Raw genomic sequence first — 21,034 nt, forward strand, 5'->3', positions numbered from 1 at the left:
TTTTTCACAAAAAGCTTTCCTAATTAATAAAAGAGGGCAGATTTTTTTACACCCTAAATTTATTTAGGACAGCTGTGTAGTGAAATAAATAGTTGATTATCCATTTATTATACTTACCTTGTAGCAATTAATAATAATAACAATATGAATAACGGAACTGTAAAGTTTTTTAATGAAACTAAAGGATTTGGTTTTATTACCCCTGATGGCGGTGGCGATGATATCTTTGTACACGTATCAGGTTTAGTTGACCAAGTTCAACAAGGCGACCAAGTAACTTACGATGTTGAGAACGGTCGTAAAGGCATCAATGCCACTAATGTAAGAGTAAACTAATTTTTATTATACTTATCTTGCAAAAGGCGAATCTATCCGATTCGCCTTTATTGTTTTATAAGAAATCTGCAAAAGAAATAATAGATATCATTTTAATAACAAAATCCCTTAACATTTTAATGCTAAGGGATTTTAAATTTATAAAAATATATTTTTATAAAACAATAACTTCTGTTACCTGAAGTCCTTGTTTGCTTGATTGCGATTTGAATTTTACTTTTTGGTCTTGCTGTAAGACAAAACCTAAGATTTTGAAGTTGAAATAAACGTTTTCTCTCGTTTCGTTGTCACGGATAAAACCATATTGACCAGCTTCGTTATAGAATGATACTTTACCGAATGAATACACATCTTCCACTTCTGGACGGATTAAGTCTTCTTCTTTGAATTCGTATTTCTTTAAAGGGGGTTTGTCGGAGATATTACCGTTCTCATCTACGTACGCGAACATTTCTTCTAATGCTTTTCCTTTGTCATTAGAATCTTCACGCTGCGCTTTTTTTTCTTCTTTTTCTTTACGTTTTTGTAATTTTTTCTTGGCGATTTCTTTTTTTCTAAATGTTTGTTGGCTTTGACCCATGTATTGCTATTTAATGATTATTATATTGAGAAAAGTCTAACGTATCGACAAGAAATTCTGAGTGGAGAATGTAGGCGAGTTGTGCGGCTTTTTACAAAGATACAAAATTTAAATGAAGGAAAGAAGATAAATCTTATTGTAACTTTGTATAAAAATATTCTCATGATAATAATTGAATCACCCTCGAATGATGCATACTTCAATATCGCATCCGAGGAATATTTGTTAAAACGATTCCCGAGCGAAGAGATTTTATTGCTATATATAAATGCGCCTTCCATCATCATAGGGAAATTTCAGAATACGTTGGCTGAAATCAATTTGGATTACGTAAATAAGAATCACATAAAAGTTGTACGTCGGCTCTCTGGTGGCGGGGCGGTATATCATGATTTAGGAAATTTGAATTTTTCTTTTCACACTAAAGCGAGTGAAACAGATTTTAGTGATTTTGAAACATTTACTAAGCCTGTCATTCAGCTATTAAATAAATTAAATGTTCCGGCAAAATTAGAAGGGCGAAATGATCTATTAGTGGAGGGAAAGAAATTTAGTGGGAATGCCAAAACCATTAAATCCAAAAAGATGATACAACACGGGACTATATTAATTAATTCGGAGATGTCTGTATTGGCAGATGCATTGAAAGTGAATCCATTAAAATTTATTGATAAGGCTGTAAAATCTAATCGTGCCCGTGTGACCAATTTGATTGATTATCTTCCACAGGAGACTACTACCGAATCATTCAAACAACTATTCATTGATGAAATCAAACAAACAAATGAAGAGTTTGAAGTTTATAATTTCGACCAAGATGATCTTAGAGCAATTAATCAACTTGTAATTGACAAATATCAAACATGGGATTGGAATTTTGGATCTTCACCAGACTACAATTTCAAAAAGGCGAATAAAGTTCCAGCAGGATTTATTGAAGTTCATTTAGATGTACATAAAGGTCATATTACTGCTGCCAAAATATTTGGTGACTTCTTTGCTTCTAAATCCATCGAAGAATTAGAAAATAAATTGGTAGGCGTAAAGCATGACCAAAATACTCTGTCTGAATTATTTCAATCCATTGATCTAAAAACTTACTTTGGTAATGTTTCTGATATTGAGATTTTAGAATTATTTAAGTAGTTGTAAATAGTAAACTGCTGTATATAGTTCTTTTGGTTTTTTCTTAAATTTTAGTTAAATAAATGATTCTGTATTTTCTTTTATGGAAATAAAACTTATTTTTATTGAACCAATTAATTTTAAAATTTCTAATCATTAGAAGAATACTATTTGTACTTTTCGTTTTGCCACTGATGGTAGTTGCGCAAGAGAAAGGAATTCAATTTGAATACAATACAAATTGGGAAAAACTAAAAGAAAAGGCTAAAGCAGAAAATAAACATATTTTTGTGGATTGCTTTACTACATGGTGTGGTCCTTGTACGTGGATGGCAGAAAATGTGTTTGTAAAAGAAGAAGTCGGTGAATTTTTCAATGCCAATTATGTCAACCTAAAATTACAATTTGATGAAACTGAAAATGATCCAGAAGATGTTAAGTCTTGGTATGATCAAGCCAAGCGCTTTGCTAAAGATTATGGTGTAAGAGCGTATCCTACTTTTTTAGTTTTTGATCCAATGGTGAATTGGTTCATAAAGTTGTAGGTGGAAATCAACCTGATCAGTTTATCCAAAGGTTTAAAGATGCGTTAGTGCCTGAGAAGCAATTCATAACATCAAAAAAGAAATTTGAAGAAAATCCACAAAATGTAGAATCAGCAAAACAGATCTTTAAACTTGCAGCTGATGTGTACGATTTTGAATTAGCGAACAAAGCTTTTAATACCATCTTAGAAAAATCTACACAAGAGGAATTGCTACAGCATGATAATATTGGTGGAATAGTTGTTTTAGCTCAAGAGAATCCAGATAGTAAAGCTTTTGATGTAATTTACAATAACCAATCAGCTTTTAGTGATTTCTTTAAAAATGTTTATAGAGCGGATATCAATGATTTTTTGGCATATATCCTTTCCAAAAAAGAGATAAGTCCTAAAGTTTCAAACGGGGAAAATATTGATTACGACACGTTGGAAAAGCAATTAAATACAAAATACGAAAAAGTTAATTTTTCTAAAACTATTTCTTCTATGAAGCTTAGCAATTATTTGCAAAAAAAGGATTGGAAAACATTCGTGAATGAATATGATAAAATAGTCAAAACCAACGCGAATATTACTGCTGAAGAGTTAAATGAATATGCTTGGCAAATGTTCGAAGAATGTAATGACCAAGAAGCTTTGAAAGTAGCTTTAGCATGGAGCAAATTAGCGGTAGAGCGGAATGAAGTAGGTTATATCGTAGATACGTATGCTAATTTGTTATATAAATTAGGAGATACTAAAAATGCGATACTCTGGCAAGAAAAAGCGGTTTCAATAACTTCTGAAGATAGAAGAGAAGAGCTTCAAACCAATTTAGACAAAATGAAAAAAGGAATTCCAACTTGGTAATGAAACAAAAAAGCTCCAGTGAATTTCACTGGAGCTATAAATAGAAAATATAAGATTAATTCAAATTAATCAAAAAGTCTTCTTTGCTGAAACGTACTTTCTTCATGTTTAAGTTCCAGTCATTTTCTGTGTCACGGTAACCTAAAGCTAAGATAGTAACGGATTTCAAACCTAATTTTTCTAAGCCTAACAATGCGTCCAAGTCGGCATTAATAAAACCTTCCATTGGTGTTGCATCTACACGTTGTTCCGCTGCAGCAGCAATGGCAAGACCAAAACCAATGTAAGCTTGGCGTGCAGTATGGTTAAAATGTTGTTCTGGTGTTTGTTTTGAAAAACTTGCCCATAACATATTTTTGTAATCATTTGAATAGCCTTCTGGAAGATTTCTTTCACGTTCGCTGAATGAGAAAACTTCGTTTAAATACTCTTCTGTATAACTTTCATGCGCAGCGAATACCAATAAATGCGAAGCATCTACGATTTGTGTTTGTCCAAAAGCAATAGGCTGAATTTTAGCTTTCAACTCAGGATCTGTTATTTGAATAACTTTGAAAGGTTGTAAACCTGATGAAGTAGGAGCAAGACGAGTTGCTTCGATGATATAATCTACTTTTTCTTGTGCAACTTGCTCACCGTTCATTTTCTTAGTTGCGTATCTCCACTGTAAGTCTTGTAATAAGCTCATATTATTAATTTTGTTTTTGTAATGTATAAATAAATCCTTCCACAGCATCTAAAACTGTTGGAGGTGGTAATTCTGCTATTTTTTGATTCGACAATAAATCTATTGCTATAAAACCATGCAACATAGACCAGAATGTTTTCAGTTTTAGGTGTCTATCTGCTTGACTATTATTGCTCGCTGTTAACACGTTGTCAATTGCATCCAACATAATTTTAGAGCTCGCTTTCATCTCTTCCGAACTGTTTATCGTTTCACACGCTGGAATACCTAAACCAAACATTATACGATAGTATTGTGTGTTTTCAGAAGCAAACTTCCAATACGCTAATGCAATTTGTCTCAAGTGATCAATTTGATCCCTTGCAACATTTTTTGAGGCACCTAAATCAGTAGCTAATTTGGAAAACCCCTCTTTAGAGAAATATTCTACTATAGCCTCTTTATTTTCAAAGTGCTTATAAATCACAGGAATACTGTAATTAATAGCATCTGCTATCTTACGAATTGATAGTGATTGCCAACCTTCTTCTTGAATAATCTTCCAAGATTGGTCTATTATACCTTGCCTTAGTTCTTGAATTTCTTTCTCTCTTCTAGATAACATTTTATTATTGTTAAATATGCAACTTGTTAACAGTGTTAACAAAAGTAACGCTGTTATTTTATTCTCCAAAATATTTTAAAAAATCAGACTTTTCGTTGACAAAACAATATTAATATCTGATATTATCGCAGAATGCGAGAAATAAAATTTATTTTAGGTCTTAATCTTTATAGTGAAATAATATGCAAAAAAAAGTCTCTCTGGTCTTAGGTAGTGGTGGTGCACGTGGAGTTACGCAATTGGGTGTTATTAAATGGCTTATCGAAAATGGATTTGAAATAAATGAAGTCGTAGGTTGTTCTATCGGTGCATTGGTTGGTGCTGCATTTGCTGAAGGCAAAAATGTAGAGCTGGGTGATTGGATGTCTAAACTTACAAAGAGAGAGGTTTTTCGTTTAATGGATTTTTCGGATCCACGCTATGGATTTTTGAAAGGACAGCGGGTATTGGCAACCATGCATGATGTATTCGAAGACTTGCCAATTGAAAGTATGAAAATTAGGTATACTGCTGTTGCTACAGATTTGACAAATGAAGAAGATGTGGTTTTTCGAACTGGAAGTGTCTACAATGCAATTCGTGCATCAATCGCAATTCCGGGAGTTTTTAAATCCGTGGTCACCACAGATGGACGATTTTTAGTAGATGGTGGTGTTCTCAATCCTTTGCCAATTAATTATGTTCAATACAGAGAGAATCTAATTATTGCAGTTAATTTAGATGGAAACAGAGAGCTTTTGTCGCCAATAGCCTATGATAAATTGAATGCTATTAGCGTGCTACAAGAGTCTTATTTAGCTATGCGAAGAAAATTAACACAGCTGAGTATAGAACTTTATAAGCCTAATTATGTGATAAATGTGCCACATAATATTGCAGGTATTTGGGATTTCGATCGTTCGAAATTTTTGATTGAGAAAGGATACGAATTGGCTCAGACTAACTTAGGGCATTTAATAAAAAAGTAAGGGATAAAAACTATGTTTTAATCCCTTTATAATTCTGTGAAATCCGCTAACTTTTAGCAAATTTTCATTTTGTGTTTCTAATATTATAACGCAGGTGCATTCCCGATATTGTGTAAAATAGAAAATTATTTTTTTCTAATCAATACTGCGTTTTTGTGTGCGTGGAGACCTTCTAGCTCTGCTAAAATCTCAACAGTAGATCCAATGTGTTGTAAGCCTTCTTCGTTAATCGATTGAAAAGTGATTTTTTTCACAAACGAATCTACCGATACGCCAGAATACGAACGGGCATAGCCTGAAGTTGGTAAAGTGTGGTTTGTTCCTGATGCATAATCACCTGCACTTTCTGGAGTTAAATGTCCTAGAAATACGGATCCTGCGTTCAATATCAATGAAGTAATTGTCTGCCAGTGATCGGATTCGATGATTAAATGTTCTGGAGCGTAAATATTCGAAAAGAGCATAGCTGCTTTTAAATCCTGAGTAACTACAGCATATGAATTGTCTATTGCCTTACGCGCAATTTCTTGACGTGGCAAAACAGCTAACTGCGCTTCCAATTCAGCATTAACATGGTCTACAAAATCAGCTTCTGTTGTGACCAATACTGCTTGACTATCTGCCCCATGTTCAGCTTGTGCCAACAAATCGGCTGCAACATATGCAGGATTGGCTGTATTATCTGCAATCACCAATACTTCCGAAGGACCAGCAGGCATATCGATACTTACATTGGTCAAACTTTGAATCGTGCTCTTAGCTTTGGTAACAAATTGATTTCCTGGTCCAAATATTTTATCAACTTTAGGAATACTTGAAGTTCCAAAAGCCATCGCTGCTACAGCTTGCGCACCACCAACCAAATAGATTCGTTCAATCTTCAACAACAACAAACAGTAGGCAACGAATCCATTGATTTTACCGTTTTTTTGTGGAGGTGAACAAACCACGATTTCTTTGCAGCCCGCGATACGAGCTGGAACACCCAACATCAAAAGGGTAGAAGGCAATACCGCTGAGCCGCCAGGAATGTACAACCCTACTTTCTCAATAGGACGTACTTCACGCCAACATTTCACACCAGGCATTGTTTCGACAACACGCTCGCGCTTCAGTTGTGTGCTGTGAAATTTGTGTATATTTTGAAAAGCGATTTCTAAAGCACGTTGTTGATCACGGCTTATGGTAGAAGCTAGTTCTTCAATTTCTGTTTTATCCAAATACAATTTATCCAGTTGTACTTGGTCAAATTTTGCCGCATAATTTACCAAAGCCGAATCGCCTTGTAGACGTACATCTTCGATAATATCGTTTACAATAGATTGAATAGATTGATCGGGATCCGAATTACGTAATACCAATTTGTCTATTTCTGCTGTAGAAAGATCTGCGTATGTATAAGTTTTTAACATTATAAAATAATCTTTTCGATAGGCATTACGACAATACCTTGTGCACCAGCTGATTTTAAAACATTGATTTTACCCCAAAAATCATCTTCAGAGATTACAGTGTGAACTGCCACCCAACCTTCTTCTGCAAGAGGCATTACGGTAGGACTTTTTACACCGTGTAGTAATTCTGTGATTTTCGGCAAATTCGCTTTTTCTACATTCAACACGACATATTTCGTTTCTTTAGCACGCAATACTGATTGAATACGCTGTAGAAGTTCGGCTAAAATTTCATTGTCTTCCAAACCTTTGCGACCAATAAGGATGGCTTCAGATTTACGGACATCTGCAAAAGGTTTTAAACCGTTGCTTTTCAAAGTACCACCAGTAGATACGATATCGCAAATCGCATCACTCAATCCTAATCCTGGCGCAATTTCCACTGACCCCGAAATTGTTTGAATATCAGCCTCAATTTTGTATTCATCTAAGAAAGACTTTAAAATCACAGGATATGAAGTCGCTATAGATTTACCATTTAAGTCACTTAGCTCTTTAATCGTAGAATCTTTGGCAATCGCTAATTTTAATGTGCACTTACCAAAACCCAAACGTTGTAAATATTCGACATCCGCTTGCGTCTCGTCTATAACATTTTCACCAACAATACCCAAATCTGCAATTCCTTGATCAACGTATCCTGGAATATCGTCATCTCTTAAAAATAAAATTTCAAGGTTGAAGTTCGAAGCGGTTGTTATAAGAGAGCTTTTGTAATTTTCGAAGTCTAGACCACAGTTTTTTAATAACTGTACTGATTTTTCATTTAATCTACCCGATTTCTGGATAGCTATTTTTAGATTTTTCAAAACTGATTGTTTTTGGTGCTTAAATATTATTAATAATACTGACTATTGGGAAAAAGATGCTTCACGTAGAAACATATAACATTACATATCGCCACAATGGCGATGATGTGTATGCATATGGTATGTGAAGAATTTTGTCATTTATCAAATAATACTGCGGCAAATTTAACCGAATATTATAGTTTTTGCAAACCTTTTTGATTTTTATTGAAAATTAATCAAACGGTTGAGTAATTGATTAAAATGGGATTTTGAATTTGTGCCAATTTCGTTACTTAAAACTTAATTATTAGAACAGTATTTTAGATTCAAATTATATAATCATAAACATGAAAAAATATTTAATTCTATCTTTTGTAATTGCTTTTTTGGGGAATGCTTGCGCACAAACCAAATCTGATATTACAAAAGTTAATGCAGATTTAGCCGTATTTGAAGATGGGCTAGGTCTTAAGCTAAAGAAAAATGCGAACAAGAAGGCTATCGAAAGTATTTCAAATCCTGGAATAAAAGAAGTAGCAACAGCAATCTTGTCTAAAAAATATAAACCTACGTATAAGTATGCTAGTTATCCAGCTATTTTAAACCCAAGAACATTAGGTCGTGATCTGAGTATTGGTGATGGATATAGTAAATACGAAAATGTAACAGGTGTTTATCTAGAAAAGGGAGAACATGTTGTTTTAGTCGATGGTATTGCAGAGGGTAGAGAGGTGAAATTGTTTATTCCAAATTGGTTACGTAAAGCACCAAACCCAGAAAAGCCTACGGAAGATCCGAATGGTTGGGGACTGCACAAACAAGAGTTTACATTAAAAAATGGTGTAAATATCATCAATTTGGATAAATACGGTAGCTTAGCTTATATCGCTTATTTCTCAGAAACACCTGAAAAAGAAAATCCTATCTCTGTTCACTTTATTACGGGTAAAGAGAATGGCTATTTCGATATCGCAAAACATAAAGATGCGGATTGGAATGCCTTCATTGATAATGCAGTTTATCCTATTTTGGATGCAAAAGGAAAACACATTCAAACGGCATATCCTGTAGAATCATTGAAAAAATATGCGTATGGAAGAGGTGTAGAGTTGATTTCCAATTACGATTCATTGGTATACAGACAACATCGTTTGATGGGCTTGATTAAATACAATAAAGTTCCTCAGAATAGAATTTTGTCTCGTGTAAACTACAATTATTACATGTTCAGAGATGGAGATGGTGTAGCGTATATGGGTGATAAGGTTGGTTATGCGATGCGTATGGTTGTGAATCCAGATGTGGTGATCAAGGGCGATCCATGTTGGGGTTTTAGTCACGAAGTAGGGCACGTTCATCAGACACGTCCAATGTTTAATTGGGGTGGCTTAGGTGAAGTGAGTAACAATTTATTCTCTCTGTATGTTACACGTTCTTTTGGAAATAAAACACGTATTTCAGAACAAAATAATTACGACAAAGCACGTAAGGATATAATCGAAAAAGGAATTTCTTACCTCGCAGATGAAGATGTATTTAATCGTCTAGTGATTTTTTGGCAATTGCAATTATACTTTGAAGGCGTAGGGCAAAATGCTGATTTTTACCCTGACTTATTTGAAGCTTTCAGAAAACAAGAAGCTGCTAGAGGCACGTCAAGAACTGGCGATTGGGCTTCGGATAGACGCAGAGGCGAAAGAAACCCAGCGGTGCATCAATTGAATTTTGTCAGAACAGCTTGCGAAGTTGCGAAAGTAGATTTAACAGACTTCTTTTCAAAATACGGATTTTTCTATGTAGGTACATTGGAGTATGATGACTATGGGAAATACACGTACAAAATGACACAAGAAATGGTCGATAAATGTCTTGCTGATATTAAGGCATTAAATCTTCCAAAACCAAAAATAGATATTACTACCTTGAGAGATTAAATAACGAAAACCCAGTTCTATAGGACTGGGTTTTCTGTTTTATTGTTTTCGATATAATTCGGATTATTTATTATTCCAAACTCCTGATAAGGTATCAAAAAAAGAAAAGGGACTAGCGATCCAACAATCCCATAGTAGGCATCAATTATATCCATAGTATTGATGAATGGTAAAAATAATTCATAAACTAGATTTGCTACTATTAGAAGACTTGCTACTATGTAAGCACCTTTGATAGATTTATTTTGAATTCCGCCAATGAAACCAGCTACCAGTACAAGAATAAGTGATATTGAAAAATTAGATATGTGGCTTGTATAATCAGGGAATACATTGTGCAAAAAGTCAAAACGCAACGATTCTTCATTTTTTGATAAGAAAATAAGCATTGCAAAGAGCAAAAAAGCAAAATAGATAAGAGTGCTCCATATTTTGGGCACATATTTCATATTGGTCAGTGGATTAGATGCTACTTTCATATTTGTATTATTTATAATTCTATTTTAAGTTAATAATTTTCAATAGATATGTTCCAAGCGATTTCTAAAACATTTGAAAGGTTTTTAGGTTTAGTACAATATGCGCTTAATTCAATTTCGTCCTGAAGGAATATACTGTGTACCTGGTAAATTTTACATTGACCCGTGGCGACCTGTAGATTTAGCATTAATTACGCATGGTCATGCCGATCATGCGCGATGGGGAATGAAAAAGTATTTGTGTCATCATTTTACAGTTCCTATTCTCCAAAGTCGGATTAGTCCAGATATCCAAGTTCAGGGAATTGGTTATAATGAATCCATTTCGATTAATGGGGTAAATGTTTCTTTTCATCCCGCGGGACATATTATTGGATCTGCGCAGATCCGTATGGAGCACAAAGGTAAAATAGCTGTGGTTTCCGGTGATTATAAATTGCAAGATGATGGTCTTTCGACGCCTTTTGAGCCTGTCAAATGCCACGAATATGTGAGTGAAAGTACATTTGGATTGCCAATCTATCAGTGGAAATCTGTAGAGAAGCAAAATTCTGAAATGGCTGATTGGGTTATTCAAAACCAATCTTATCAAAAAACGTCAGTATTTGTTGGGTATTCACTTGGCAAAGCGCAACGTATTATGAAAGCTGTGGAAGGTGCAGCTCCAATATATGTGCATTATTCTATTCATAAACTCAACGAAGCATACAAAAGTGTCGGAATTAAATTGCCAGAATATGAAGTTTTAGATTTCAGAGAAGACGTAAAACACGCTAATCGAGGTATTGTAATTGTGCCTCCAGCATTAGTTGATTCGAAAGTAATTCGCAAAATTCCGAATATGGCTTACGCGATTTGTTCAGGTTGGATGACTGTGCGCGGCGCACGAAGATGGCGAAGTGCTGACGCTGGTTTTGCGATTAGTGATCATGCCGATTGGAATGATTTATTGACAGCAATAAAAATGACGGAAGCGGAAAAAGTTTATGTCACGCATGGGCAAACTGCAGTGTTTTCAAAATATTTAAATGAAATTGGTATTGAGTCGGAAGAAGTTAAAACGGAATTTGGCGAAGAGGAAGATGAGGCAGTTTCTAATAGAGAGGGGGACAAGGTATGAGAGCTTTCGCTACACTAGTTCATGCTTTGGATAGCACAAACAAGACTACCCAAAAAATGGAAGCAGTGCATCATTTTTTTAAAGAAGCGGATGATAAAGATAAATTGTGGTTTTTAGCCTTATTTAGTGGACGGCGACCAAAACGAGGAGTTTCAACTACTTTATTGCGGGAATGGGCAAAAGAAATTACGCAAATACCTGAATGGCTTTTTTTAGAGTCGTATTCTTCTGTAGGTGATTTGGGTGAAACGATTTCACTATTATTACCCGAACCGCAAGGTTATTTGGATTTTTCATTAGCGGAATGGATGGATAAAATAAATTTGTTATCCTCTTATTCCGAACAAGAAAAAAAGGAGTTTATCATTCATGTATGGAATAATTTGCCGCATCAAGAACGTTTTATTTTCAATAAACTTCTGGGTGGAAGTTTTCGGTTGGGTATTTCGACCAAAGGGCTGATTAATGCCATTTCATCGTATTACAACTTGGAAGCTAGTGCGGTATCGCACAGTATTATGGGCGATTGGACCGTTGAAAATTCTAATTTTGAGCAGCTCATTCATGGGGAATACATTGACAGTAATTTATCTAAACCTTATCCATTTTGTTTGGCATATCCGATTGAAGAGGTTGAGTCGACGTTAGAAAATTTTGAGGATTGGCAAATTGAATACAAATGGGATGGTATTAGAGGACAAGTTATCAAGCGTAACGATGAAATTTTCATTTGGTCCCGTGGGGAGGAGTTGATTACGGAACAATTTCCAGAAATAGTTGAGGAGATTAAAACTTGGGGAGGTGATTTTGTCGTTGATGGGGAAATTTTAGCTATCGCTAATGGCGAAATACTAAATTTCACAGCTTTACAAAAAAGATTGAATCGCAAAGTGCTTTCAAAAAAGATTTTAGAGGAAGTGCCAATCGGCATGTTTTTGTATGATATTTTGGAATTTAACCATCAGGATTTACGAAATGAGTCTATGCAGGAGCGTAGAAAAATTTTGGAACAATTAGTTAATCAAAATCCACTTCAACATATTAATATATCAACTGTAATTACAGCAAATGATTTTGAGCAATTACGGGAAGTACGCGAACAAGCGCGAGATATAAACAGCGAAGGGTTGATGCTAAAGCATAAGAATTCGGTGTATCATGTGGGGCGCAAGAAAGGAGATTGGTGGAAATGGAAAATTGATCCTTTGACCATTGATGCGGTATTGATTTATGCGCAAAAGGGAAGTGGCCGAAGAAGTAGCCAATATACAGATTATACTTTTGCAGTACGTGATGGTGAAAAGCTAGTTACAATTGCCAAGGCATATTCAGGACTAACAGATAAAGAAATACAGGAAGTGAGTCGTTTTGTTAACAAAAATGCCGTTGAAAAATTTGGACCTGTTCGTACGGTAAAACCAGAATTAGTTTTTGAAATTGCATTTGAAGGAATCGGTTGGAGTTCAAGACATAAAGCTGGTGTAGCTTTACGTTTTCCTCGTATATTACGCTGGCGTAAAGATAAAACCGTAGCAGAAATTGATGATTTAGAGAATGTTAAAAAATTAATAAATTAGATTTTCATTTGGATTACATATAAAAGTCATGTTGAAAATTGTAGAGCTGACTTTTTTCTAAGGTTGAGATACATCTCTTACGATCAGTATGACTATTAAAATCATAAAATAGGGTGAGTAAATTCGAACAAACATCAGGTTACGAAATTGTAAAATCATGGCTGCAAGATCATGGTCGAACCCCATTTACTTTTCAGCGTCAAACCTGGGAAAAGATATATAATGGATATAGTGGGATGGTCGTAGCACCAACGGGTTTTGGAAAGACTTATTCCGTATTTCTTGGCATTTTGATCGATTACATGAATCGACCTGAAACGTATAAGAAAGGTCTTAAAGCGATTTGGATTACACCACTTCGGTCTTTGGCAAAGGATTTGGCGCGGGCTATGCAAGAAGCGATTGACCAAATCGGTTTGGATTGGGTTGTTGAAGTACGAAATGGCGATACAGATGTGAAGATAAAGCAACGGCAGAGTAAACAAATGCCTGATGTATTATTGTTAACACCCGAAAGTTGGCATTTGCTTTTAGCACAGAAAGGCAGGGACAAATTCTTTGCAAACCTCAAAGCTGTTGTTATTGATGAGTGGCACGAGTTATTGAGTAGCAAACGTGGAGTAATGGTTGAATTGGCTATTGCTTACTTAAAACAGCACAAACCGAATTTATTGGTTTGGGGTATTACCGCTACTATTGGAAATTTGGATGAAGCAATGGAAGTGTTGATTCCTTATTCAGTAAAGAAAATTAAGATTGTCGCCAAAGAGAAAAAGCTAATTGATATAGTTTCTGTTTTTCCACCAGAAGTAGAAATCTTACCATGGGCTGGACATTTGGGTGGTAAGCTTGTGGATGAGGTAGTTCCGATTATTTTGAATAGCAAATCCACAATTGTTTTTACTAATACGCGTAGTCAAAGTGAATATTGGTATCAAATTTTACTAGATGCTTACCCTGATTTTGCAGGTCAATTGGCACTGCATCACGGTTCTATCGACATTCATATACGGACGTGGATCGAAGAAGCGTTGAGTGAGGGAAAGTTAAAGGCTGTCGTTTCAACGTCATCGTTGGATTTGGGTGTGGATTTCAAGCCTGTAGATACAGTTATACAAGTAGGTTCAAGTAAAGGAGTTGCGCGATTTATGCAGCGTGCGGGTAGAAGCGGTCACTCGCCATTTGAGGTTTCCAAAATATATTTTGTGCCAACTCATTCCCTAGAACTTATCGAAGTTGCAGCACTCAAAGAAGCGGTGAAAACGAATTTGATTGAGGATCGCGAACCACTGGTTTTATGTTATGATGTATTGGTACAATTTCTAGTAACCATAGCCTTGGGTGGTGGATTTCGTCGGGAAGAATTATTTGATGTAATTAAATCTGCGTATTCTTTTCAATGGATTACAGAAGAAGAATGGGATTGGTGCATTTCTTTTATCACCGTAGGTGGAAAGATTGGTAAGAATTACGAAGAGTTTCACAAAGTGGTTAAAAATGAAGAAGGGCTTTATGTTGTAGAGAAGAGGAAAATTGCCATGTTGCATCGTATGAACCTGGGTGTGATTGTCTCTGATGCGATGGTGAAAGTGAAATTTTTAGGTGGCGGATATATCGGGATGGTGGAAGAATATTTTATTACTAAGCTCAAGCAGGGTGATAAGTTTATTCTCGCAGGTCGAGTATTAGAGCTAATTCGCATTAAAGAAATGACGGCTTATGTGCGCGCTTCACAGGGAAAGGCTATAACACCAAGTTGGTTAGGTGGACGATTGCCTTTGAGTTCAAATCTAGGAGGATTGCTTCGTAAAAAGTTAGCAGACTCCAAAAATCCTACGTCGCGCGAAAAAGAATTGAAATTTCTTCATCCGCTCGTCGCCAATCAAGTCGACAAATCGCATATTCCTTCGGAAAATGAATTTTTGGTAGAGAAGATAAAAACACGTGAGGGATATCATCTGTTTATGTATCCTTTTGAAGGACGATTGGTACATGAGGTAATGTCCAGTTTGATGGCGTATCGAATTAGTGAATTGTATCCGATAAGTTTTTCGATGGCCATGAATGATTATGGTTTTGAACTGTTTTCAGATAAGGATATTGAGTTGAGTGAAGATCAGTTGAAACATATTTTGCGCAAAGAAGACTTGATGAAGGATGTGACGGCAAGTATAAATGCGGCAGAAATGGCAAAGCGAAAGTTTCGAGATATTGCTGTAATTGCAGGTTATGTGATTCAAAATCGCTATGGAAAACAACAAAATAATAAATCTCTACAAGCTTCTTCAGGAATTATTTTTCAAGTATTGGAAGAACATGAACCTAACAATTTGTTGCTTAGACAGGCTTATACGGAGGTTTTTAATCAGCAATTAGAGGAACCTCGTCTTATTCAGGCCTTTGAGCGTATTAATTCTTCAAAAATCATTTATAAATTTGCAGAAAGTTTCACGCCACTTAGTTTTCCTATCAAGGTTGACAGTTTGCGTCAATCACTATCAAGTGAAGATCTTGGCGCACGGATTCAACGTATGCAGGAGCAGAGCAATAGATTAAATAGAAAGAGAAGATGATCATACATGAACAGGAAATCACCTGGGCAAAACATAAATTAATACTCACTAACAAAAAAGCAATATACTGGCCAGCACAGAGAACGTTAATATTATCTGATTTGCATTTGGGTAAAGCAGCACATTTTCGTCGCAATGGCATTCCCATTCCCGCGCAAATACACCAAAAAGATTTAGACCTTTTGGAAATTTTATTGCATTATTACGATGTTCAAAAAGTAATAGTTGTAGGAGATTTAATTCATGCCAATGCCAATGGAGAGGTTCTAGATTTTAAAAATTTTTTACAAAAATTTCAGGCTATTGAATTCATTCTTATCAAAGGAAATCATGACCGAATAGCGGATCGCAAAATATTAGATTTGGGTTTTGAATCGGTTTGCAATACCTTAAATGTAGAAGGCATTACGTTTGTGCATGAGCCCGAGAATTGTGCTGAATTTCAGATTTCAGGACATATTCATCCTGGAGTAACAGTGAAGCTTCCTACAAACAAACACTTCCGTTTGCCTTCATTTGTTGTATCCGAACAAATGATTATTTTACCAGCTTTCAGTCAATTTACAGGTTTGGATACCAAGCAAGTGTTGGACAAAGCGGTTAATTATGCGGTTTTAGATACTGGAATAATGGTAGTGAAATAAATTTTACACTATCCTTCATTTTATATCTTTTTTCTTAATATTTAGCTGTAATTTCTTCTATCACTGTAGCGTCAATTTCTTAGTTTTAATAATTCTATTATTTTAGAATACTAAATATATTAGTATTTTTGTTTTTCAATCACACTAAGAAATGGATCGTTTAGAAGAAAAACTTAAAATTTTAGCTGATGCCGCGAAATACGATGTGAGTTGTAGTTCAAGTGGTAGTAAGCGAAAAAATATAGGTGGAATAGGGGATGCTTCATCTTCGGGGATTTGTCATTCGTATACGGAAGATGGTCGCTGTGTTTCATTATTAAAAATTCTTTTGACTAATCATTGCATTTACGATTGTGCATTTTGTGTGAGCCGCAAAAGTAACGATGTGCAACGCGCTGCGTTTACGGTGGAAGAAGTCGTAAAATTGGCGATGAATTTTTACCGTCGTAATTACATTGAAGGACTTTTTTTGAGTTCTGGTATTTTTAAGGATGCTGATTACACCATGGAGCGATTGTTGAAAATTGTCAAAAAACTTCGACTTGAAGAACGATATAACGGTTATATTCATTTGAAAACAATACCGGGAGCGAGTGACGAAATGATTCGTGAAGCAGGTATGTATGTGGATCGTATGAGCATCAATCTCGAAATGCCGACTGAATTGGGACTGAAGTTAATGGCACCTGAAAAAGATCACGAATCGGTGAAGAAACCATTGAATTTTATTAATCAAGATATTCAATCTTATAAACAAGAATCAAAGCTAATAAAACATAAACCTACTTTTGTTCCTGCGGGGCAAAGCACGCAAATGGTTATTGGAGCTACTCCAGAAAATGATTTTGAAATCATGTCCGTAGCGGATAAATTCTATAAAGACTACAATTTGAAGCGGGTATATTATAGCGGCTATATTCCTATTCAAAATGATAATTCATTATTGCCACAAATAGGAACTAAACCTCCATTGGTACGAGAGAATAGGTTGTATCAGACTGATTGGTTGTTACGATTTTATGGGTTTGAGTTGAATGAAATATTAAATCCTTCATTTCAAGAGTTGGATTTAGAAATTGATCCAAAATTGAGTTGGGCATTGCGAAATCCGCATCTTTTTCCTGTTGATATCAATACTGCTGATTACAGTATGATTATTCGTATTCCAGGTATTGGACGACAGTCGGCACTGAAAATAATTAAAGCTAGAAAATTTGGAAGGCTACATGAATATCAAATAAAAAAAATGGGCATAGCTTTTAATAGAGCTCGACATTTTATGGTTTGTGCGGATTCACCGTTTCAATTAGGATTTGCTTCAATGGATCAAGTTCGTGCGCAAATATTGAATAAAAGTGCATCTAAAACAAAACAATTGGTAAGCCCTCAACTGAATCTTTTTGCTTAATGTATTATATTTTCGATGGTACATACTATGGTTGGCTATGTTGTGTTTTCGAAGCTTTCGAACGCAAGGATTTTTCCGTAAAGCCAATTACGAAAGAGTTGTATCTTCCTGATATTTTTGCGGAAGATATTTACATTTATACTGATTCAGAAAAAGCCAGTCGCGTTCTGAAAGGATTACAAGAACGTGTAGGTAAGAATATTGCGCTCGATTTTTTTCGTGCATTCCTTTTTGAAAGTCCAGAAGTTTGGCAAGCTGCATTTTATTTGTGTGTGCAAATTTTTAAAGGGAATAAAGACATACTATCCAATTTTGGGAATGATGCGGTCATGAAGTTTTCAGATGCGCTTAGAAAGGTTAGTCGTGAACGTCATCGTATGAAAGCTTTTGTTCGTTTTCAGCAATCTTCGGATGGATTGTATTTCGCAGTTTTTGAACCAGATTTTAATGTGTTGCCTTTGACAATTTCGTTTTTTAAAAATAGATATACCGACCAGCCCTGGATTATTTATGATTTGAAAAGAAATTATGGAATCTATTGGGATAAAATTAACATAACTGAGGTTGAATTAAACGCTGCGGAAGTTAAAGATATGGTACATACTTCGACTGTAGTTTCGCTGGATGAGCAGGAGGAATACTACAAAAATTTATGGCAACAATATTTTAAAAGTACAAATATCGTTGCTAGAAAAAACATGAAATTACATCTTAGACATGTACCAAGAAGATATTGGAAATATCTTCCTGAGAAACAATTAACCTAAATTAGCAAAAGATCTTTCCATTTCGCTAATTTAGGTTAAATATGCGTTTAGTTTGAATTGATTGCATTCTTCAAATCGAATAAGGGTTGACCTAGCTCGCTATTAAATAAAAATCAATATCTTTTTCGATAGTATCCAAATGGTTAGCGTTTAATTTCCAGTCTTTTATGTACTCAATTGATGATAAGTTAGAGTGTTGGTCGTAAATAAGCTCTTTAGAATTAAAATGTAAAAAAGATTCTTTAATACTCTGAATTGATATTTTTAAATTCTTATTTATTTTATTTACCATCCTTCCGAACCAATAGCTGTGGTAATGCCAAAGAGAGGATTGTAGTATTGGATTGGAATGACAATCACGAATCAAATCTGCATAATCACTCAAAAATTGAGTATACTTTGTAAATCCCACATTATTTTGTTTAAAGGATGTATTTTATTACTGTATTCCTCCAACATTTTAGTTTTATCTTTTAAGATATTTAAAAAATCCTTAATAGAATATTTACCGATCCATCCATCATCGAAAAACCATAATAATAGCTGAATATCTTCATCATGTTTTACAAACTGATTTAGTATTAAAAAACGATCGAATAGAATAGGGCTTTCTCTATTAATGTTATTTTTATAGTATTCATTTTTTTGTATTTGTTTCAATAATAATTGCTGGAGAAGTAAGGGGTAGTAGTTTTCGTAATATTTTCGGACAGCACTCGTATCTAATATTAAGTCTATTTCGTTAGTTAATTTTTCTGGTAGTGGGTAGTCGACGTAGTTTGCAAATAGAGCTATGTGTAATAAGCTGCAAAACTCGATTAATTAATCTACATTTTCACGCGCCTATATCTTTGCGGCATTTGTAATAGGATCTATAATATGACTACGTAAGATAATCTCTAGTGTCGACATATCTGAATTTTCGAGTAAATCAGTAATTATTTCATATCCTTTCTCTGCTTTTGATTGCAATCTATATTGTTTGATCAGAATTTCTAAATTTATCGATTTAATATTCATGATAATGCAAGTAAGGTATTCACAACTATTTGATAAGGCGTTAAATATGTGTCATCTGGTTTGCAGATTGTAGTGTGACATTTATCTTCGACTAAAACCGGAATTGGATCTTTACAGAACTGCTCATTGTGCACTATAATTTCTTTATTTGCCCAAATTATTTGCGAAGCTATAGTAAAATCACCTTGTTTGTTTTTCAATAAATGCAGAGAATCGTGTAATAGATTATTTAAGGTTACTGAATTTGGTTTTAAATCATCTAGTATTGGGATTGTGATAAATCCAAGACCTGTAAGAATCTTACCTATAGAAGGTAAACTTTCTGTTACCAGTTTTTGAATACGAGCACCTCGATGAGCTGGAACGAAAAGTATCATTTTACAATTTTTTATCCACTCTTTATTTTCAGTCTTTGCTAATATCAATGCTCTTCGGACTACAATTGCTCCCAAAGAATGTGCAACAATGAGTATATTGTTATATCTAAAGTTGGTTTTTATAAAATCGCGCTATATTCCCCATTTATTAGGAGAAATATCACTTAATTTCAATAATGATGTATAAAATTTTAACGCGCTATTATTTGCTTGTACTCTTACGCTATCATAGCCATAAAATATTACATCAGCATTTTTGAAATCATCATTTGTCCTTATTAGTTCGGGAAATTTTCCCCACGTTTCGACTGATTTTCCATTAAAACCATGAACGAAAATTACTAAAGTCTTTGGTTGATGTATTGTAAAGAAGGCGGTAGTATGCAAACCTTCTTCAATAAATATTGGAGGAGTATGAAACATATTTGTTGGTTTTAAAGTGTGTAAAACAATTAATATTAATTTATGTAATAAAAATTAATAAAACAAATATTATCCTAATAAATAAAATAGAATTAATTTAAATTTCAATGACTTTTTTTTACGTATTTTGTAATTTATTTTATAAATTTTAGCTTGTTTTTTATTTTTAAAGAAAAATATGGAGGTAGCGGGTCAAGTTGCTTTTAGGTATAAATTTGTTTGTTTTTACAAATTATTTTGAATTACGCCTTTTATGAAATAGCGGTTGTGCCCTATGCCTTTTACCTGCTGAGTTTTATCTATAGAATATTCTTTGCCTACTGTATAGACAAATGTCTCTTTATTTTCGAAAAGTAAATTCTTAGTTTCTTTATTTATACTTATTTGTTTAGCTATATTATTATCGAAAATAATTCGTATAATCACCCTATTTTTGGAGTTATTGGGTGTTTCGAAGGTTAATGTGTCACCGTTTCTTTTTTTAACGAATTCATCATTACCAGTTTTGTTTACGTCTATGTTTGCAAAGTTTGCAAGTTCCTTTTTCCAATTCGTAATTTTTAACTGTTTGCTTTCAGAAGATTTTTCGTTTGAAACCGTCTTTGTGACAAAAGGGTCTAAAGTTTGAAGTCTTTCAGCTTCTTGTTGGATGAAATTAGGAATATCGAAATAAGTTGAGTTTTCATTTTGGATAATAGAGTTATTGCAGCTATTTAATGTAAAAACAACTGCAATAACACTTCGGTATATAAATTTTAATCTGTGCAATACGC

Annotated in this window: 22 protein-coding genes; 12 read left to right on the plus strand and 10 right to left on the minus strand. The window is 34.4% G+C overall.

What is annotated here, in order from left to right; translation table 11 throughout:
• Positions 1-144 precede the first annotated feature (144 nt).
• Entirely contained in the window at positions 145-336 is a 192-nt protein-coding gene (locus tag GOQ16_RS14345) for a cold-shock protein (protein ID WP_132778589.1), read from the plus strand.
• A gap of 154 nt (positions 337-490) precedes the next feature.
• Here the strand turns inward: GOQ16_RS14345 and GOQ16_RS14350 are convergent, their stop codons facing one another.
• A complete protein-coding gene (locus tag GOQ16_RS14350) occupies positions 491-916 on the minus strand; it encodes a cold-shock protein (RefSeq protein WP_149912815.1) in 426 nt (141 codons plus the stop codon).
• A 162-nt stretch (positions 917-1,078) separates the two neighbouring features.
• Here GOQ16_RS14350 and lplA point away from each other — a divergent pair, with 162 nt between their 5' ends.
• The 3 genes from lplA to GOQ16_RS14365 all read left to right on the plus strand — a co-directional run bounded on the left by lplA (position 1,079) and on the right by GOQ16_RS14365 (position 3,434).
• Positions 1,079-2,062, plus strand: coding sequence for a lipoate--protein ligase (gene lplA / locus GOQ16_RS14355; protein WP_160069919.1), 984 nt, complete (start codon positions 1,079-1,081; stop codon positions 2,060-2,062).
• A 104-nt stretch (positions 2,063-2,166) separates the two neighbouring features.
• Positions 2,167-2,586 carry a thioredoxin family protein gene (locus GOQ16_RS14360; protein ID WP_160069920.1) on the plus strand — a complete coding sequence of 140 codons (420 nt, stop codon included), beginning with the start codon at positions 2,167-2,169 and terminating at the stop codon, positions 2,584-2,586.
• Positions 2,568-3,434, plus strand: a complete 867-nt coding sequence (locus GOQ16_RS14365; protein ID WP_160069921.1) for a hypothetical protein — start codon at positions 2,568-2,570, stop codon at positions 3,432-3,434. Before GOQ16_RS14360 ends, GOQ16_RS14365 begins: the two co-directional genes overlap by 19 nt.
• Positions 3,435-3,489: 55 nt before the next feature.
• On the opposite strand, the gene GOQ16_RS14370 is transcribed toward GOQ16_RS14365, so the two are convergent.
• Together GOQ16_RS14370 and GOQ16_RS14375 are read right to left on the minus strand one after the other, a co-directional pair.
• Positions 3,490-4,122: a nitroreductase family protein gene (locus GOQ16_RS14370; protein ID WP_160069922.1), complete on the minus strand. Its 633-nt coding sequence runs from the start codon at positions 4,120-4,122 to the stop codon at positions 3,490-3,492.
• A 4-nt stretch (positions 4,123-4,126) separates the two neighbouring features.
• Positions 4,127-4,726, minus strand: a complete 600-nt coding sequence (locus GOQ16_RS14375) for a TetR/AcrR family transcriptional regulator (protein WP_160069923.1) — start codon at positions 4,724-4,726, stop codon at positions 4,127-4,129.
• Positions 4,727-4,908: 182 nt separating this feature from the next.
• Between GOQ16_RS14375 and GOQ16_RS14380 the strand changes: the two genes are divergently transcribed.
• Positions 4,909-5,694, plus strand: coding sequence for a patatin-like phospholipase family protein (locus tag GOQ16_RS14380; RefSeq protein ID WP_160069924.1), 786 nt, complete (start codon positions 4,909-4,911; stop codon positions 5,692-5,694).
• Positions 5,695-5,819: 125 nt separating this feature from the next.
• Here GOQ16_RS14380 and hisD read toward each other — a convergent pair whose 3' ends face one another.
• Both hisD and hisG read right to left on the minus strand, forming a co-directional pair.
• Positions 5,820-7,106, minus strand: coding sequence for a histidinol dehydrogenase (hisD, locus tag GOQ16_RS14385; RefSeq protein WP_160069925.1), 1,287 nt, complete (start codon positions 7,104-7,106; stop codon positions 5,820-5,822).
• Positions 7,106-7,957 (minus strand): ATP phosphoribosyltransferase, encoded by an 852-nt coding sequence (gene hisG / locus GOQ16_RS14390; protein ID WP_149912808.1) that lies wholly within the window; start codon positions 7,955-7,957, stop codon positions 7,106-7,108. The genes hisD and hisG overlap by 1 nt, the downstream gene beginning before the upstream one ends.
• A 329-nt stretch (positions 7,958-8,286) precedes the next feature.
• Between hisG and GOQ16_RS14395 the strand changes: the two genes are divergently transcribed.
• On the plus strand, positions 8,287-9,873 hold the full coding sequence (locus tag GOQ16_RS14395) for a M60 family metallopeptidase (RefSeq protein WP_160069926.1): 1,587 nt from the start codon (positions 8,287-8,289) through the stop codon (positions 9,871-9,873).
• 17 nt (positions 9,874-9,890) lie between these two features.
• Here GOQ16_RS14395 and GOQ16_RS14400 read toward each other — a convergent pair whose 3' ends face one another.
• Positions 9,891-10,352 (minus strand): hypothetical protein, encoded by a 462-nt coding sequence (locus GOQ16_RS14400; RefSeq protein WP_160069927.1) that lies wholly within the window; start codon positions 10,350-10,352, stop codon positions 9,891-9,893.
• 100 nt (positions 10,353-10,452) lie between these two features.
• Here GOQ16_RS14400 and GOQ16_RS14405 point away from each other — a divergent pair, with 100 nt between their 5' ends.
• From GOQ16_RS14405 to GOQ16_RS14430, 6 genes are all read left to right on the plus strand, one after another.
• Entirely contained in the window at positions 10,453-11,472 is a 1,020-nt protein-coding gene (locus GOQ16_RS14405; RefSeq protein ID WP_160069928.1) for a ligase-associated DNA damage response exonuclease, read from the plus strand.
• Positions 11,469-13,049, plus strand: a complete 1,581-nt coding sequence (locus tag GOQ16_RS14410) for an ATP-dependent DNA ligase (protein ID WP_160069929.1) — start codon at positions 11,469-11,471, stop codon at positions 13,047-13,049. The genes GOQ16_RS14405 and GOQ16_RS14410 overlap by 4 nt, the downstream gene beginning before the upstream one ends.
• 113 nt (positions 13,050-13,162) lie before the next feature.
• Positions 13,163-15,622: a ligase-associated DNA damage response DEXH box helicase gene (locus GOQ16_RS14415; RefSeq protein WP_160069930.1), complete on the plus strand. Its 2,460-nt coding sequence runs from the start codon at positions 13,163-13,165 to the stop codon at positions 15,620-15,622.
• Positions 15,619-16,266 carry a ligase-associated DNA damage response endonuclease PdeM gene (gene pdeM / locus GOQ16_RS14420; protein ID WP_160069931.1) on the plus strand — a complete coding sequence of 216 codons (648 nt, stop codon included), beginning with the start codon at positions 15,619-15,621 and terminating at the stop codon, positions 16,264-16,266. Before GOQ16_RS14415 ends, pdeM begins: the two co-directional genes overlap by 4 nt.
• A gap of 151 nt (positions 16,267-16,417) precedes the next feature.
• The gene (locus GOQ16_RS14425; RefSeq protein ID WP_160069932.1) at positions 16,418-17,674 is read left to right on the plus strand and encodes a putative DNA modification/repair radical SAM protein; all 1,257 of its coding nucleotides are present in this window, start codon (positions 16,418-16,420) and stop codon (positions 17,672-17,674) included.
• Positions 17,674-18,441 carry a TIGR03915 family putative DNA repair protein gene (locus tag GOQ16_RS14430; protein WP_160069933.1) on the plus strand — a complete coding sequence of 256 codons (768 nt, stop codon included), beginning with the start codon at positions 17,674-17,676 and terminating at the stop codon, positions 18,439-18,441. The genes GOQ16_RS14425 and GOQ16_RS14430 overlap by 1 nt, the downstream gene beginning before the upstream one ends.
• A gap of 91 nt (positions 18,442-18,532) precedes the next feature.
• Here GOQ16_RS14430 and GOQ16_RS14435 read toward each other — a convergent pair whose 3' ends face one another.
• The 4 genes from GOQ16_RS14435 to GOQ16_RS14450 all read right to left on the minus strand — a co-directional run bounded on the left by GOQ16_RS14435 (position 18,533) and on the right by GOQ16_RS14450 (position 21,029).
• Complete coding sequence (locus GOQ16_RS14435) at positions 18,533-18,853, minus strand: hypothetical protein (RefSeq protein WP_160069934.1); 321 nt, start codon at positions 18,851-18,853, stop codon at positions 18,533-18,535.
• 604 nt (positions 18,854-19,457) lie between these two features.
• On the minus strand, positions 19,458-19,838 hold the full coding sequence (locus tag GOQ16_RS14440; protein ID WP_160069935.1) for a hypothetical protein: 381 nt from the start codon (positions 19,836-19,838) through the stop codon (positions 19,458-19,460).
• 132 nt (positions 19,839-19,970) lie between these two features.
• The gene (locus GOQ16_RS14445; RefSeq protein ID WP_160069936.1) at positions 19,971-20,261 is read right to left on the minus strand and encodes a hypothetical protein; all 291 of its coding nucleotides are present in this window, start codon (positions 20,259-20,261) and stop codon (positions 19,971-19,973) included.
• Between the two features lie 225 nt (positions 20,262-20,486).
• Positions 20,487-21,029, minus strand: a complete 543-nt coding sequence (locus GOQ16_RS14450) for a hypothetical protein (RefSeq protein WP_160069937.1) — start codon at positions 21,027-21,029, stop codon at positions 20,487-20,489.
• Between the last annotated feature and the right edge of the window lie 5 nt (positions 21,030-21,034).

Source organism: Sphingobacterium bovisgrunnientis (assembly GCF_009829085.1).
GTDB lineage: Bacteria > Bacteroidota > Bacteroidia > Sphingobacteriales > Sphingobacteriaceae > Sphingobacterium > Sphingobacterium bovisgrunnientis.